The 16,993-nt window shown below is 47.6% G+C and carries 13 protein-coding genes; 1 reads left to right on the top strand and 12 read right to left on the bottom strand.

The features are described 5' to 3' along the window. Positions 1 to 178 precede the first annotated feature (178 nt). The 7 genes from icmF to MWM02_RS18810 form a co-directional block, all read right to left on the bottom strand. Entirely contained in the window at positions 179 to 3,436 is a 3,258-nt protein-coding gene (icmF, locus tag MWM02_RS18780; RefSeq protein ID WP_244402673.1) for a fused isobutyryl-CoA mutase/GTPase IcmF, read from the bottom strand. Between the two features lie 16 nt (positions 3,437 to 3,452). Then, positions 3,453 to 4,085, bottom strand: coding sequence for a TetR/AcrR family transcriptional regulator (locus tag MWM02_RS18785; RefSeq protein ID WP_064552818.1), 633 nt, complete (start codon positions 4,083 to 4,085; stop codon positions 3,453 to 3,455). 28 nt (positions 4,086 to 4,113) lie between these two features. Beyond that, positions 4,114 to 5,253 carry an acyl-CoA dehydrogenase gene (locus MWM02_RS18790; protein ID WP_244402674.1) on the bottom strand — a complete coding sequence of 380 codons (1,140 nt, stop codon included), beginning with the start codon at positions 5,251 to 5,253 and terminating at the stop codon, positions 4,114 to 4,116. Positions 5,254 to 5,268: 15 nt separating this feature from the next. Further along, on the bottom strand, positions 5,269 to 6,408 hold the full coding sequence (locus MWM02_RS18795; RefSeq protein WP_064552820.1) for an acyl-CoA dehydrogenase: 1,140 nt from the start codon (positions 6,406 to 6,408) through the stop codon (positions 5,269 to 5,271). A 20-nt stretch (positions 6,409 to 6,428) separates the two neighbouring features. After that, positions 6,429 to 7,280 (bottom strand): 3-hydroxybutyryl-CoA dehydrogenase, encoded by an 852-nt coding sequence (locus MWM02_RS18800; RefSeq protein WP_064552927.1) that lies wholly within the window; start codon positions 7,278 to 7,280, stop codon positions 6,429 to 6,431. Positions 7,281 to 7,383: 103 nt separating this feature from the next. Further along, the gene (locus MWM02_RS18805) at positions 7,384 to 8,568 is read right to left on the bottom strand and encodes an acetyl-CoA C-acetyltransferase (RefSeq protein WP_244402675.1); all 1,185 of its coding nucleotides are present in this window, start codon (positions 8,566 to 8,568) and stop codon (positions 7,384 to 7,386) included. A 164-nt stretch (positions 8,569 to 8,732) separates the two neighbouring features. Continuing rightward, positions 8,733 to 10,832 (bottom strand): (Fe-S)-binding protein, encoded by a 2,100-nt coding sequence (locus MWM02_RS18810; RefSeq protein WP_064552822.1) that lies wholly within the window; start codon positions 10,830 to 10,832, stop codon positions 8,733 to 8,735. A gap of 204 nt (positions 10,833 to 11,036) precedes the next feature. On the opposite strand from MWM02_RS18810, the gene cls reads away from it, so the two are divergent. Continuing rightward, on the top strand, positions 11,037 to 12,224 hold the full coding sequence (cls, locus tag MWM02_RS18815; RefSeq protein WP_244402676.1) for a cardiolipin synthase: 1,188 nt from the start codon (positions 11,037 to 11,039) through the stop codon (positions 12,222 to 12,224). Positions 12,225 to 12,271: 47 nt separating this feature from the next. On the opposite strand, the gene MWM02_RS18820 is transcribed toward cls, so the two are convergent. The 5 genes from MWM02_RS18820 to speE all read right to left on the bottom strand — a co-directional run bounded on the left by MWM02_RS18820 (position 12,272) and on the right by speE (position 16,959). Continuing rightward, the gene (locus MWM02_RS18820) at positions 12,272 to 12,439 is read right to left on the bottom strand and encodes a XapX domain-containing protein (RefSeq protein ID WP_035502577.1); all 168 of its coding nucleotides are present in this window, start codon (positions 12,437 to 12,439) and stop codon (positions 12,272 to 12,274) included. A 214-nt stretch (positions 12,440 to 12,653) separates the two neighbouring features. Further along, the gene (gene argS, locus MWM02_RS18825) at positions 12,654 to 14,324 is read right to left on the bottom strand and encodes an arginine--tRNA ligase (protein WP_244402677.1); all 1,671 of its coding nucleotides are present in this window, start codon (positions 14,322 to 14,324) and stop codon (positions 12,654 to 12,656) included. 3 nt (positions 14,325 to 14,327) lie between these two features. Further along, positions 14,328 to 14,759, bottom strand: coding sequence for a YwiB family protein (locus MWM02_RS18830; RefSeq protein ID WP_064552825.1), 432 nt, complete (start codon positions 14,757 to 14,759; stop codon positions 14,328 to 14,330). Between the two features lie 474 nt (positions 14,760 to 15,233). Further along, positions 15,234 to 16,118 carry an agmatinase gene (speB, locus tag MWM02_RS18835; protein WP_064552826.1) on the bottom strand — a complete coding sequence of 295 codons (885 nt, stop codon included), beginning with the start codon at positions 16,116 to 16,118 and terminating at the stop codon, positions 15,234 to 15,236. 13 nt (positions 16,119 to 16,131) lie between these two features. Further along, positions 16,132 to 16,959, bottom strand: a complete 828-nt coding sequence (speE, locus tag MWM02_RS18840; protein ID WP_064552827.1) for a polyamine aminopropyltransferase — start codon at positions 16,957 to 16,959, stop codon at positions 16,132 to 16,134. Positions 16,960 to 16,993: the final 34 nt, after the last annotated feature.

Consider the following 16,993-nt stretch of genomic DNA (forward strand, 5'->3'; position numbering starts at 1 on the left):
CCATTCATTATAAACAAATTCTTACTGTTTATGCTAGATCTTTACGGAAAAAAATGCGGATTTCCGTATAAAATGTTTCACCAACAAACAAACATATTTAACAAAGGCAATACATATCATAACATAATCTTTATATGCCATGAAAAAAGGAAATCGGCAAGCGATTTCCTTTTCCACTCTACATATTGCGGCGATATTGGCCGCCAACTTCATAGAGGGCGCGCGTAATTTGTCCGAGGCTGGCGACTTTTACGGTTTCCATTAACTCTTCGAAAATATTGCCGCCGCTAATCGCCACTTGCTTAAGGCGCTCTAGCGCTTTGCCCGCTTTATCTTTGTTTCTCTCTTGGAATTCGCGCAAGTTTTGGATTTGCCATTCTTTTTCTTCATATGTCGCGCGCGCCAGCTGCATATTGTTCAGTTCTTCTTCGGACGGCGGATTCGGATTGAGAAACGTATTGACGCCGATGATCGGAAGTTCGCCGCTATGTTTTTTCGTTTCATAATACAGCGATTCGTCTTGAATTTTCCCGCGCTGATATTGCATTTCCATCGCGCCGAGCACGCCGCCGCGGTCGTTGAGACGCTCAAATTCCTGCAATACTGCTTCTTCCACTAAATCGGTCAGCTCTTCAATAATGAAAGAACCTTGAAGCGGATTTTCGTTTTTCGCCAAACCGAATTCTTTCGTAATGATCAATTGAATCGCCATCGCGCGACGGACCGACTCTTCGGTCGGTGTAGTGATCGCTTCATCATAGGCGTTCGTGTGCAGCGAGTTGCAGTTATCATAAATCGCCATTAGCGCCTGCAGCGTCGTGCGGATATCGTTAAAATCAATTTCTTGAGCGTGCAACGAACGGCCTGATGTTTGAATGTGATACTTTAATTTCTGGCTTCGCTCGCTTGCTCCGTATTTTTCGCGCATGACGACCGCCCAAATGCGCCGCGCCACGCGGCCGATGACCGAATACTCCGGATCCAAGCCGTTGCTGAAAAAGAACGAAAGGTTCGGTGCAAAATCATCAATTTTCATGCCGCGGCTTAAATAATATTCGACGTACGTAAAGCCGTTGGCGAGCGTAAACGCCAATTGGGTAATCGGATTGGCTCCCGCTTCGGCGATATGGTAGCCCGAAATCGATACGGAATAATAGTTGCGCACTTTATGCTTAATAAAGTATTCTTGAATGTCACCCATCATTTTTAATGCAAATTCCGTGGAGAAGATGCACGTGTTTTGCCCTTGGTCTTCTTTTAAAATATCGGCCTGGACTGTGCCGCGCACCGTCTGCAACGTATACGCTTTCACTTCTTCGTATTCTTCTTTCGTCAGCGGACGCCCCAGTTCTTTTTCCCGCTTCTCGACTTGCTGGTCGATCGCCGTGTTCATAAACATGGCTAAAATAATCGGCGCTGGACCGTTAATCGTCATCGATACCGATGTCAGTGGGTCACACAAATCAAAACCTTTATACAGCTTTTTCATATCATCGAGCGTACAGACGCTGACGCCGCTTTCACCAATTTTGCCGAAAATGTCTGGACGGTAATCTGGGTCTTCACCGTAAAGTGTTACCGAGTCAAACGCGGTGCTTAGACGCTTTGCTTTATCTTCTTTACACAAATAATGGAAGCGACGGTTCGTCCGTTCTGGCGTTCCTTCCCCGGCAAATTGCCGTTTTGGATCTTCTCCTTGCCGTTTAAACGGGAACACACCTGCTGTATATGGGAATGAACCTGGAACATTTTCTTTATACACCCAGCGCAAAATTTCGCCGTAGTCTTTGAATTTTGGCAGCGCCACTTTCGGAATGTCCAATCCTGCTAAACTTTTTGTCGTTAAGTCCGTTACGATTTCTTTATCGCGAATTTTGGTGACGAATTGTTTTGCCGCATATTTTGCCTTCAAATCTTCCCATGAATCAAGAATTCGTTTTGATTCCGGCGTTAATTCATTTTCGTAATGTTGCTTGAGCGCCTCGAGCGCCGCAATCACTTTTTCGCTTTCGCCGCTCTCTTTTGCCGCTTCGATCGCTCCTTCCATTTGGAACAAACGGCGCGCAATCTCTGATTGCCGCTCGGCACGTTTATGATAGCTGCGGACCGTTTTGGCGATTTCGCGCAAATAGTGGCGGCGTCCGTTCGGGATAATGACATTATGTTTTTCGACATGCGAGACCGTTTTTAAGCTCGTTTTCCAATTGGTTCCTGCTTTTTTGTTGATAAGATCTACCAACGCGACGAATAGCGTATTTGTCCCCGGATCGTTAAATTGGCTTGCAATCGTGCCATATACCGGCATTTCCGAAAGGTCTTTATCAAACAATTGATGGCTGCGCTGATATTGTTTTTGCACTTGGCGTTTCGCGTCCTCAGAACCGCTTCGTTCAAATTTGTTGATGACGACCAAATCTGCATAATCAATCATATCGATTTTCTCAAGCTGCGTCGGCGCCCCGAATTCACTTGTCATCACATACATTGAAATATCGCATATTTCGGCAATCGCCGCATCGCCTTGGCCGATCCCGCTTGTTTCGACGATAATTAAATCAAAGCCCGCCGCTTTGACGACCGAAATCGCATCTTTAATCGCAAGCGACAATTCGGAACGGGAATTTCGCGTCGCCAAGCTGCGCATATAGACGCGCGGCGTGTTGATCGCGTTCATGCGAATGCGGTCTCCTAAAAGCGCGCCGCCTGTTTTTTGTTTCGTCGGGTCCACCGATAAAATCGCGATCTTAATATCTGGAATTTCGTTTAAGAAACGGCGCACTAACTCATCAGTCAGCGAGCTTTTTCCGGCCCCGCCCGTGCCGGTAATTCCGACAACCGGCGTCGGTTTTGTCAGCGCTTTTACTTTTTCAAGCACTTCCTCCATCGCCGCAGCCGCTTCATGAGAGATATCGACGCGGTTTTCGCATAGCGTGATCAAGCGGGCGATCGCCTGAACATCCCCTTTTGGCAGCCGCTCCAATTCATCGGTAATTTCCGTTACGGTCGGAAAGTCGCACTGTTCGAGCATGACGTTAATCATGCCTTGCAGGCCGAGCTTGCGGCCGTCTTCCGGCGAAAAGATGCGGGCGATGCCGTATTCGTGCAGCTCTTTTATTTCTCTCGGAATAATGACGCCGCCTCCGCCGCCGTAAATGCGGATATGGGAGGCGCCGCGCTCTTGAAGCAGATCGTACATATATTTAAAAAATTCCATATGCCCGCCTTGATAGGAAGATACAGCAATGCCCTGCACATCTTCTTGAATGGCGGCATTGACAATTTCATCGACAGAACGGTTGTGCCCTAGATGAATCACTTCTGCGCCGCTTGCCTGCAAAATGCGGCGCATGATGTTGATCGACGCGTCATGGCCGTCAAACAAGCTTGACGCTGTCACAAACCGCACGTGATGTTTCGGACGGTAAATGTGCGCCATTTTTTCTCCCCCTTTGTCATGATGATTGTTTCTTCATGATCCCCTTTAGCAACAATTCCGTCTGCAATTCAATATATTCATCAAGCGTATATAGTTTTTTCAGCGCCCAGCGGCGGAACGCCCACATTTGTCCCAGCACGAAAATGTCATGGGCAAACAGCTTGATTTCTTCTTCCGTCAGCTGAAATACGCCGTTATTGACACATGTCTGCAAAATGTTTTCAAACATGCCAACCATTTGGATTTCCTTGTTGAGCACGTATGGCAGCGATTCTTTGCTGAGCGATTTCACTTCTTGGTACATGACGAGCACTTCATCTTGCAAATCGTCGATGACTTTAAAATAGCGGGCGATCGCTAACTTAAAGCTTTCGATCGTGCCGTGGTGGGTGCCGATATCTTTTTCCATCCGTTCGCGCACTTCATCATAAATGCGGTCGCAAACGAGATAGAGAATGTCTTCTTTTTTGCGGATGTATTCATACAGCGTCCCGATGCTGAATCCGGAAGCTTTCGCGATTTCCCTTGTCGTCGTCTGGTGGAATCCTTTTTGTTTGAAAAGGGAAATCGCTCCTTTAATCATTTGGTTGCGTCGTTTTTTGACAAGCTTTTCGTCTTTGACGGATGCAATCACTTCCCGTTTTTTCACATGAATCACCTGCAATGTCCTGGAATGCCTATTTTGTAAGCATCCGCGAAATAACAAGCCGCTGAATTTCTTGCGTCCCTTCGTAAATTTGCGTAATTTTCGCGTCGCGCATAAACCGTTCGACCGGATAATCTTTTGTATAGCCGTTGCCACCAAAAATTTGCACGGCATCGACCGTTACTTTCATCGCCGTATCGCCAGCAAACAGCTTTGCCATTGCCGACGCTTTGCCGTACGGCAGGCCGTTCGTTTCGAGCCATGCCGCCTGATACGTCAGCAGGCGCGCTGCTTCAATCGCCGTCGCCATGTCAGCCAATTTAAAGGCCACGCCTTGCTGTTCGGCGATCGGCTTGCCGAATTGCACCCGCTGTTTCGCATATTCAATCGCTGCGTCCAGCGCTCCTTGCGCGATGCCGACCGCTTGCGCCGCAATTCCGTTTCGACCGCCGTCGAGCGTCATCATCGCGATTTTAAATCCTTCCCCTTCTTGCCCTAGCAAGTTTTCTTTCGGAATGCGGCAATCTTCAAAAATTAATTCTGTTGTCGGCGAGGAACGAATGCCGAGTTTTTTCTCTTTCTTTCCGATCGAAAATCCCGGCGTGCCTTTTTCGACGATAAACGCGCTGATGCCTTTATGACGCTTTTCTGGATCAGTTACGGCAAAGACAACATAAATTTCCGCTTCGCCACCGTTGGTAATCCATACCTTCGAACCGTTTAGCACATAGTAGTCCCCGTCGCGCACCGCCCTCGTTTTCATCGAGGCGACGTCCGAACCGGCGCCGGGCTCGGAAAGACCATACGCGCCAAGTTTTTCTCCCGTCGCAAGAGCGCGCAAATATTTTTGCTTTTGTTCTTCCGTGCCAAATTTGTAGATCGGCCAGCTTGCAAGCGAAATGTGCGCGGAAAGCGTCACCCCGGTAGATGCGCATACTTTCGATAGCTCCTCTACGGCGATGACATACGCCAAATAATCGCTGCCGATGCCGCCGTACTCTTCCGGCCACGGAATTCCAGTAAGACCCAGCTCAGCCATTTTATTAAAAATTTCGCGGTCGAACCTTTCTTCTTCATCCCGTTCGGCTGCAGTCGGCGCCACTTCGTTTTCGGCAAACTCGCGCACCATTTTTCGTATCATTTCGTGTTCTTCGCTTAATTGAAAGTTCATGTCCCTATCCCCCATTTATTGATATAAATATTTGCTAATGACTAGGCGTTGAATTTCGCTTGTTCCCTCGTAAATTTCACACACTTTCGCATCGCGGAACAACCGCTCTACCGGATAGTCCTTCGTATAGCCGTTGCCGCCGAAAATTTGCACCGCTTCAATCGCATTTTCCATCGCCGTTCTCGAAGCGAACAACTTCGCCATCGACGCTTCTTTTCCGCATGGCAGGCCTTGCGCCTGCAAAAACGCCGCGCGATAGACAAGCAGTTTCGCCGCTTCGACCGCTGTCGCCATATCGGCAAGCTTAAAGGCGACTCCTTGCTGTTCGGCGATCGGCTTGCCGAACTGGATGCGTTCTTTCGCGTAAGCGGTCGCATGTTCCAACGCCGCTTCAGCAATACCTAACGATTGCGCGGCGATGCCGATGCGTCCGCTATCGAGGTTGGCCATCGCGATTTTAAACCCTTTCCCTTCTTCGCCAAGCAAGTTTTCCGCCGGCACTTTCGCGTCTTCGAACATGATTTGCACGGTCCGCGACCCGTGCAGCCCCATTTTTTTCTCATCTTTGCCGATGATCAACCCCGGTGTGCCTTTTTCGACGATAAACGCGGAAATGCCGCGGCTGCCTTTTTCATTTGGGTCGGTGCGGGCAAAGACGATGTACGTATCCGCCTCGCCGCCGTTGGTGATAAATATTTTCGAACCGTTTAAAATGTAGCAATCGCCTTGGCGGACCGCCTTCGTTTTTAAACTTTTCGCATCCGACCCAGCGCCCGGTTCGGTAAGGCAAAATGCCCCCAAATACTCGCCGCTGGCTAATTTCGGGACGTATTTTTTCTTTTGTTCTTCCGTGCCAAAGTACAAAATTGGGTTCGTACCAACCGACGTATGCACCGATAAAATAACGCCGACCGTCGCGCTCACTTTCGAAATTTCATGGATGGCGATAATGTAGGAGATAAAGTCCATTCCCGCACCGCCGTACTCCTCCGGAACGGTTATGCCCATCAGCCCGAGCTCGGCCATTTTTCTTAAAATCGAACGGGGAAATTCACCTCGTTCCATGCGTTCGACAAACGGGGCGATTTCTGTTCGCGCAAACTCGCGCACCATGTCCCGCATCATTTCTTGCTCTTCAGTAAAGTGTAAATTCATGCATGCCACCTTCTTTGCGCTTACTCGTACGTGTAAAAACCTCTTCCTGTTTTGCGGCCGAGCCATCCCGCTTTCACATATTTCCGCAACAATGGGCATGGGCGGTATTTATCGTCGCCAAATCCTTCATGGAGCGTTTCCATAATGTACAGGCACGTATCCAATCCGATAAAGTCAGCTAAAGTCAGCGGCCCCATCGGATGGTTCATGCCGAGCTTCATTACTTCGTCGATCGCTTCTTTCGTCGCCACCCCTTCATACAACGCGTAAATCGCTTCGTTGATCATCGGCATCAAGACGCGGTTGGAGATAAAGCCTGGAAAGTCATTGACTTCAACAGGAACTTTGTTTAACTTGCGAGCGATGGCTTCAACCGTTTCATATACTTCGTCGGCGGTCGCCAGCCCGCGGATAATTTCAATGAGCTTCATGACCGGAACCGGATTCATAAAGTGCATCCCGATCACTTTTTCCGGCCGTTTCGTCGCCGCTGCGATTTCCGTAATTGGCAGCGAAGACGTGTTCGTCGCCAAAATCGTGTGCGGCGGAGCGATTTGATCGAGTTCAGCAAACAATTTTGCTTTCACATCCATGTTTTCGACAACCGCTTCAATCACTAAATCGGCTTTCGCAGCGTTTCGCAAATTGGTCGAAGGAATGAGGCGCGACAACGCTGCCGCCTTTTCCGCATCGGTCATTTTTCCTTTTTCTACTTGACGGGATAATAATCTTTCGATATTAGCAAGCCCTTTATCGATTTGCGCTTGGCTGATATCATGCAGGAAAACGTCATATCCCGCCATCGCGCATACTTGGGCGATGCCGGACCCCATCTGTCCAGCACCGACGACCATGATTGTCCTAACGTCCATCATTCCACATCCCCTATCTTTGATTCCTTATGAAGTTTTGCCACTAAATCATAACGTGAAGAAAAGCAAACGACTGCTTATGTTTGCATAAGTCAAAACAAAATTATGAATCTACCTGCACCATAACGGCATCACCTTGGCCGCCGCCGCTGCAGATCGCCGCAATCCCGATGCCGCCGCCGCGGCGCTTTAATTCGTGAATTAACGTAATGATAATACGTGCGCCGCTCGCGCCGATCGGATGACCTAGCGCGACTGCGCCGCCATTGACGTTCACTTTTTCTGGATCGATGCCGGCGATTTTAATGCTGGCGAGCGCGACGGCAGCAAACGCTTCGTTAATTTCAAATAAATCAATGTCATCAGCTGTTTTCCCCGTTTTGCGAAGCAGCTCGTTGATCACAAACCCCGGCGTTTTTGGAAAGTCTTTTGCTGCAACAGCAATCGATGTATGGGCTAAAATCGTCGCGAGCGGTTTTCTTCCTTCGTGCGCCGCTCTTTCTTCGCTCATCAACACAAGCGCGGCGGCGCCATCATTGACCCCTGGCGCGTTTCCCGCTGTTATCGTCCCTTCTGGGTCAAATACTGGAGGAAGCTTTGCCAGCTTTTCGAGAGACGTATCTTTCCTCGGCGCTTCGTCATGCTCGACCAACAGCGGCGCCCCCTTGTGCTGCGGAACCTCCACCGGTACGATTTCCTCCGCCAATAATCCAGCTTCCATCGCGGCAATCGCCCGCTGATGGCTGCGGTACGCCCACTCATCTTGCTCTTCGCGAGAAATCCCTAATTCTTTCGCCGTTTCGCCGCCGTACACCCCCATATGAACTCCGGTAAAACTGCATGTTAAACCATCATATACCATTAAATCTTTTACGGCAGAATCGCCCATTCGCAATCCCCAACGTGCATTTGGCAAAATATATGGCGCATTGCTCATCGATTCCATTCCGCCCGCAACGATGACTTCGGCATCTCCTAGGCGGATCATTTGATCGCCAAGGGTGACGCTCCGCATTCCCGAAGCGCACACTTTATTAATTGTTTCTGTCCGCACTTCCCACGGAATGCCAGCATAGCGCATCGCTTGGCGGGATGGAAGCTGGCCTTGCCCTCCTTGCAACACCGTTCCTAAAATGACTTGATCGACCTGTTCGCCGCTAACTCCGGCGCGATGAAGCGCTTCTTTCACAGCGATGCCGCCGAGCTGTGCCGCCGTAAGCTGCTTTAATGCACCGCCGAATTTTCCAAACGGCGTGCGAACCCCGCTTAAAATAACCGTTTTTCCCATAAACCTCTCCCCTTTGTTTTACCCTATTTGCAAAAGAAAGCGATTACAAAACGAAGACTGAACGCTCGCTCAATGCGATGGTGAAAGGAAGGTGCACAAATAAAAGCACACCTCCTCTATCTATTATAATAATATTTCAAAAAATTAGAATTGTATATTATTTTTTATGAAGCGGTTTCTTTTTTCTCACCAAATACGGATTTGGCAAGTAATTCCGCAACGTCGTAAGCAGAGACGCGATCTTCCACCTCTTTTGCTTTTGTGCCGTCTGTGAGCATCGTCAAGCAGTACGGACAGCCGGAGCTGATGACCGTTGGGTTGACGGCAAGCGCCTGCTCGGTGCGGGCCACGTTGATGCGGTTTCCAGCCGTCTCTTCCATCCACATTAAACCGCCGCCCGCGCCGCAGCACATACCTCGTTCGCGGTTGCGTTCCATTTCGACGAGCTCGACGCCCGGAATCGCCTGCAAAATTTTGCGCGGCGCGTCATACACATCGTTGTAGCGGCCTAAATAACAGGAATCATGGAACGTCACTCTTTCTTTGACTTCGCATTTCGGCACTAAGCTGCCTTCCTCAATCAGTTTCGCAAGCAATTCCGTATGATGGTATACTTCCGCTTTAAAGCCAAAATCAGGGTATTCGTTTTTAAATGTGTTATACGCGTGCGGATCGATCGTGACAATCTTTTTCACACCCGCTTTTTCAAATTCTGCAATATTGTTGGCGGCTAATTCTTGGAATAAAAACTCGTTTCCTAAACGGCGCGGCGTATCGCCGGAATTTTTCTCTTTATTTCCTAAAATCGCGAATTTCACTCCCGCCTCGTTCAATAATTTCGCAAACGTCAACGCAATTTTTTGGCTACGGCTGTCAAATGAGCCCATCGAGCCAACCCAAAATAAATATTCGAATTCCTCGCCGGATTTTTTCAGTTCTTTGACGGTCGGAATACGCACATCATCGCGAAGCTCGCGCCAATTTTCTTTTTCTTTCCGGTTCAGCCCCCACGGATTTCCTTGGCGTTCGATGTTTGTCATCGCCCGCTGCGCATCTGGATTCATTCTTCCTTCGGTAAGGACAAGGTAGCGGCGAAGGTCGATAATTTTGTCAACATGTTCGTTCATCACCGGACATTGGTCTTCGCAGTTACGGCATGTCGTGCACGCCCAAATTTCTTCTTCCGTGATCACGTCGCCGATTAAGTTTGGCATTTCCACCGCCGCTGCTTGCTCTTGCACGCCTTGGCCGGCAAGCGCCAATTGGTTGCCTCTTGTATGTTTGAAAGCGAACGTCGGCACCCAAGGAGCGCGGGAAGTGATCGCGGCGCCTTTTTCTGTAAGATGGTCGCGCAATTTTAAAATTAAATCCATCGGCGACAACATTTTCCCGGTTCCCGTCGCCGGACACATACTTGTGCATCGTCCGCATTCGACACAGGCGTATAAATCGATGAGCTGTTTTTGCGAAAAATCTTCAATTTTGCCGACGCCAAACGATTCTTGCGTCTCATCTTCAAAATCGATTTTCGACAGCTTCGGGCGGGACAGGCGGCTGAAAAAGACATTAATCGGCGCAGCAATTAAATGCGCGTGCTTCGATTGCGGCACATATACTAAAAATGTCAACAAAATCAATAAGTGTACCCACCATGCGATAAAGAACAATACCGCAGCGCCCGTTTCGCCGGTCCAGCGGAACGCGCCAGCGATGAATGACGCGATTGGCTCGCTCCATGTCGCTTCCTCACCGTGCCAAATCATGCTCATTCCGTTTCCGAACAAGACGGAAATCATTAATCCGCCGATAAAAATCAACACGAGTCCTGCTTTAAAATCCCGCTTTAAACGGACGAGTTTTTCAATATAACGGCGATAAAACGCAGCGAAAACAGCCATCAAGATAAGCAAAGTAACGATCTCCTGGAAAAACGTAAAACCCGGATAAAGCGGGCCTAACGGGAGATGGGCTCCCGGAACAAGGCCTTTAATAATAAAGTCGATCGCCCCGAACTGAACGAGGATAAACCCATAGAAAAACACAACATGGATGATCCCACTTTTTTTATCCTTTAACAACTTTTTCTGACCAAATACGTTCATCCAAATGTTTTGCAGGCGCTCTTTTACTTTTCCATCAAACTCCACTTTTTTGCCGAGCTTGATGTAAGCAGCGCGCGTCTTGACTAAGTAGGCAAAAAGGTAAACGGCGTAAGCGGTTACAGACAAAAACGCAAGAAAATTAATAACTAGCAGCAGATTCATATCGCTCTCTCCCCTTCCCCCTTCGAATCGATGAGATGCCGCCCAAAATATTAATAACAAAATAAATTTTCAGAATTATAACCTTGCGTTTATTTTACATAATGAATGAACATTCAGTCAATAACGTTTTTTGCAAGTTATTCTGCTATTTTTTATAACAACGGGCAACATTAATAAATAACGATGTGATCAGGAGGGGACGAAATGACGATATTTTTCGTTATTGCTATTATATTAGCGTTCATTTATTTCGATGACAAGCTCGGGGGACACTTTTACAAAAAGAAAAAAGCAAAAATCGTATATCAAGAACGCCGAAGCAATCTTTCTTTTTTCATCAACGGAACGCAACTATTCACCGATTACTTTACCGAAATCCGCAAAGCAACACATCATATCCATATTTTGTTTTATATCGTCAAGACAGATGAAATTAGCCAGCAATTTTTCCAATTGTTAAAACAAAAAGCAGAGGAAGGCGTCCGCGTTCGTCTTCTCGTTGATTGGGTCGGCAGCTTCGGGCTGCCAAAAAAGCTGATTCGCTCCTTAAAAGAAAGCGGGGTGGAATTCGCGTATGCACATAAACCGCATTTTCCGTTTTTCTTTTACCGGCTGAATCGGCGTAATCACCGGAAAATTACCGTCATTGATGGAAAAATTGGATATATCGGCGGCTTTAATATCGGTAAAGAATATGTCGGGCAAGATCCAAATTTCGGCGAATGGCGTGATTACCATTTAAAAATAGCAGGAGAAGGGGTTTACGACTTACAAATGCAGTTTTGCCGCGATTGGGAAGAAGCGACGAAAATGTCGATTGCAGAAGGCCAATATTTCCCGCCTCTCCAAAAAGGAACGGTTTCTCACCAACTTGTTGCCATGAACGGCCATTCAGTAGAACAACAATTCATCCATTTCATTCGCCAAGCAAATAAAGAAATCATCATCGGCAGCCCGTATTTTATCCCTGGCCGCGCTGTGATGAACGCGCTGCTTGAAGCGCTCTCCCGCGGAGTAAAAGTAACGATCCTCGTGCCGCTAAAGGCCGACCACCCGTTCGTTAAAGAAGCCGCATATCCATATTTTTACCATCTTTTAAAGTCCGGAGCACACATTTATCGGTTTTATCAAGGGTTTTATCACGCCAAAACGATGGTGATTGACGAAAAATGTTGTGATATCGGTACAGCAAACTTCGATAAACGAAGCATGTTTTTAAATAGCGAAATTAATTGTTATATTTATGATCGCGCCTTCGTTCAACGAGTAAAAGAAGCAATTCAGCATGATCTGGCCCGCTCGGAACGGCTGACGCTTGATTTTTGGCAAAAGCGGACACTATGGCAGCGCGGCAAAGAATCGTTATCGTCCATCCTTTCCGCATGGCTGTAGCGTTTGATTCCAAAAACACATGTTGAGGGCAGTGCCCCCAACATGTTTTATTTCCAAAAATAACTCACCCATTCAAACACTTTCATTCCTAAGTACACCCCAACGATGCCGGCGATGCCCGCTAAAGCCGGAGGAGCGGGAATCGGCAAACGAAACAGCGTAAATAAAAAGCCGACTACGACGCCTGTCACTAATGATAAAATCACTTCTTTCATTTCGTTTTCCTCCGTGTTTGTTTTATTGTCATTATGCTCATAAGAAAGAGGGGGCACTCGAAAAAATCCCCCTCTACCCGCATCTATTGTATCATTGTTGTCCAAAAACGTCTCCCGTTTTCCACACAGGTGAAACGGGTACTTTTTTTGGCTCCAAGCCAGCGGCTCGCGACGCTTCACCACGATCGCGTCCGCGAAACTGTTCTTTCGTTTTCTACATTTTTTCCGGAGCTGATACCCCAATGAGCGCTAAAGCGTTTTGCAGCGTGATTTGGACGGCCTTCATCAACGCTAACCGCGCCCGGCTTTTTTCAACGTTTTCCGGATCTAATACTTTTTCGGCATTGTAAAAGCTGTGCAGCGCTGACGCTAACTCAAAAACATAACCGGTGATGCGATGCGGCATCCGCTTGAGCGCCGCCTCCGAAACAGCACTTGGAAATTCCCCTAGTTTTTTTAATAGCTCAATCTCTTTCTCCGTTTGGATATAATCAAGCTGCAAATCGCCTTCGTACGATAACTGGAGTTCTTCCCCTTGGCGAAGGATGCTGCAGACGCGCGCGTGGGCGTACTGCACATAGTACACCGGGTTTTCATTCGACTGCGACACAGCAAGATCCATATCAAAGTCTAAATGAGTGTCGCTGGATCGCATCGCAAAGAAGTAACGCGTCGCGTCAAGACCAACTTCTTCCATCAATTCGCGCATCGTCACCGCTTTTCCGGTCCGTTTGCTCATTTTTACTCTTTCGCCGTTTTGATACAAATTGACTAACTGAATGATTTCGACTTCGAGCACGTCAGGATCGTAGCCAAGCGCCGCAATTGCCGCCTTCATGCGCGGAATATAACCATGGTGGTCTGCGCCCCAAATGTTAATGATTTTTGTAAAACCGCGGCGCAGCTTGTCTTGATGGTAAGCAATATCCGGCAATAAATACGTATACGTGCCGTCTTGCTTAATTAAGACGCGGTCTTTGTCGTCGCCAAACGTTGTCGAACGAAACCACGTCGCACCGTCCTTTTCGTAAATATGCCCGCGTTCGCGCAATATGGCGAGCGCTTCATCAATTTTCCCGCTCTTGTATAAAGATGTCTCCGAATACCAAACATCAAACGTCACGCGGAAATCTGCTAAATCTTTTTTGATTTTTTCTAATTCGTAACGGAGCCCATACTCGCGGAAAAAGGCAAGACGCTCTTGTTCATCCATATGAACGTATTTGTCGCCATACTCCTCGGCGAGCTTTTTCCCGATTTCGATAATATCGTCGCCGTAATAGCCGTCTTCCGGCATTTCTTTATCGATCCCAAGCGCTTGGAAATAGCGGGCTTCCACCGATTTTGCCAAATTGTAAATTTGGTTTCCCGCATCGTTAATATAATATTCGCGCGTTACATCAAACCCCGCTTTTTCTAAAATGTTGCATAAAGAATCGCCGACCGCCGCGCCGCGCGCATGCCCTAAATGCAAGTCCCCGGTTGGATTTGCGGAAACAAACTCCACTTGGACTTTTTGCCCTTTTCCGACATTTGTTTCACCATAAGATGCGCCCGCTTGAATAATCATTGGAATGAGTTCCGCAAGATAACGGTTATCCATGTAAAAATTAATAAAGCCTGGACCGGCAATGTCAATTTTTTTCACCGACACTTTTGTTTGATCGAAATGCTTGACGATTTCTTCGGCAATCGAGCGCGGAGGTTTTTTGGCAATGCGTGCCAGCTGCATCGCCATATTTGTCGAATAATCTCCATGCGCTTTTTCTCTCGGTACTTCTAAAATGACATCCGGCACTTCTTCCTCCTTGGCAAGCCCCGCGCTTACGACAGCGCGTTTAATTTCCTCTTTCATGCGTTCCTTCATTTGTTCGACAATATTCATGATCTATGCCTCCTTAAACATAATCGTCATCGCATGACGCCCCGCCTGTTCGTTTTGCATTTCCAATTGATACGATAAAAACAGGTGCCCTTGTTTTCCTTTTTCATTATAGCGAAATTCGATATTGTCCGTTTTTGTTTTCATCGTCCACTGTCCGAACGGAGTATAATATTGCCCAGTTGTTTCTTCTGTTTTGCGAAAGACATGGCGCATTCGAACCGCTCCGGACCGCATCACAACCACTTCGCGATCCGTTATTTTCACAACTGTGTTTATTTTGCCTAGCTCTTGCTGTTCGGCAAATTGCAAATAGACGGCATTTTCTTTTATGTAGCAAAATCCTTCCGTTTCCAAAGCGACCGTCTCTTTGCGAAACCCGTCACGAATATCGGTAACTTGCTTCAGACGAATAGGGATTCCGTTTTGCTTTTCCATCAAGGACACACCCTTACGATCAAAAACAAGAGTAATAACTTTATTAAGTATAATGGAATCGTTTCCTAATGTTCAAGAGGATGAGAGGCTTGGATCATCGATCACATGTTAATTATTGTGTCAAAAATCCCTCTCCGTCCAATAATTCGGATCACCGGAAGACAAAATCGTTTTTTGTGGTTTTTCTTTTTACACAGCTTCCGGGATTCCATCGGATCATAAATAAATGATGCATGTACTTATGCTTTAAGCCGCCATCTTATCTTCAACACATTTTCTGAAATGAACCGTTGGATTGGACACCATCGTGATGAACCAAAATTATCCCGCATCCGCCTACACTCCAAAAATACAAAAAATCCCGCCTTTTTCGATCAAAGGCAGGATTTCCACCGCAAACATTTGCCAGCGATAGCGAGGCGTTTTCCCCGCGCCAGAAAAACGATTACTCTAGCAAACGGGAAACTCCCCCGTTTACGCATTGCGTTTTTGCACCCAGCCGAGAATCATTTCGCGAATGAGTTTGCTTGCTGTATTGGCGGTTTGTTCCGAATGGTCGTAGATAGGAGCTACTTCCACCAAATCGGCTCCGACGACGCGGACATTCGATTTGGCGATTTCATGAATCGCCGCCAACAGTTCTTTCGACGTAATGCCGCCAGCGTCAACCGTGCCTGTTCCCGGCGCGCAAGCAGGATCAAGAACATCGATGTCAATCGTGACATAGACAGGGCGGCCGGCAAGCTTCGGAAGCACTTCTTTTAGCGGCTCGAGCACTTCAAACTTGGCGATGTACATTCCATTATCTTTCGCCCATTGAAACTCTTCTTTCGTGCCCGAACGAATGCCGAACGAAAATACGTTTGTTGGACCCACAAGTTCCGCGACTTTGCGGATCGGCGTCGCATGGGAAAGCGGCTCCCCCTCATATTGTTCGCGCAAATCTGCATGGGCGTCCATATGGATGACCGCTAAATCAGGATATTTTTTATACACCGCTTTAATGACCGGCCACGAGACGAGATGCTCGCCGCCGATGCCGAGCGGGAATTTATCGGCCGCTAAAATTTGATCCACGAAATCTTCGATCATATCCAAGCTGCGCTGCGCGTTCCCGAACGGAAGCGGAATATCGCCCGCATCAAAATATTTTACTTCCCCAAGTTCGCGATCTAAATATGGGCTATATTCTTCTAATCCGATCGACACTTCGCGAATGCGCGTCGGGCCGAAGCGGGAACCAGGCCGGTAGCTTACCGTCCAGTCCATCGGCATTCCGTAAATGACCGCTTCGCTTTCTGCAAAATCCGGATGGCTTTTAATAAAGACATTGCCCGAATACGCCTCATCAAATCGCATTTTCGCGCCTCCCCTATTTCAATAAATCAGCGACAAATTTCGGCAAAACGAAACAAGCTTTATGGAGCTCTTTCGTGTAATATTTCGTATCGATGTCATGGAAACGTTCGTCGCTCACTTCAAGCGGATCGTATTTTTTCGACCCGATCGTAAACGTCCACAACCCGCTTGGATATGTCGGGATGTTTGCCGTATATAAGCGCGCAATCGGGAAAATTTCGCGCACGTCACGGTAGACGTTGCGGATTAAATCCGCTTTAAACCAAGGGTTGTCCGTTTGCGCGACGAAAATGCCATCTTCTTTCAGCGCCTTTGCGATGCCGGCATAAAAGCCTTTCGTAAATAAGTTGACGGCCGGGCCGACCGGTTCCGTCGAATCGACCATAATGACGTCATATTCGTTTTCACTTTTCGCGATGTGCATAAAGCCGTCGTCGACTTTTACTTCTACACGCGGGTCATCTAACTTACCGGCGATTTCCGGAAGATATTTTTTCGAACATTCAATAACTTTTCCGTCAATTTCTACTAATGTCGCTTTTTTTACGCTCGGGTGCTTCAGCACTTCGCGAATAACGCCGCCGTCACCGCCGCCAACGACAAGCACGTTTTCCGGATTCGGATGGGTGAAAAGCGGAACATGCGCAACCATTTCGTGGTACACAAACTCATCTTTTTGCGTTGTCATGACCATTCCGTCTAAAATAAGCATATTGCCGAATTCCACTGTCTCGACCATGTCCAGCTTTTGAAACGGGGTTTGCTCTGTATGTAAAGTGCGTTTAATTCTCGCTGTAATGCCAAAGTGCTCTGTTTGCTTTTCCGTAAACCATAATTCCATGTTCAACACCCTTTCTTTATACGTTTCAGCTATA

Source organism: Parageobacillus sp. KH3-4, from assembly GCF_022846435.1.
Taxonomy (GTDB): Bacteria; Bacillota; Bacilli; order Bacillales; family Anoxybacillaceae; genus Parageobacillus; species Parageobacillus thermoglucosidasius_A.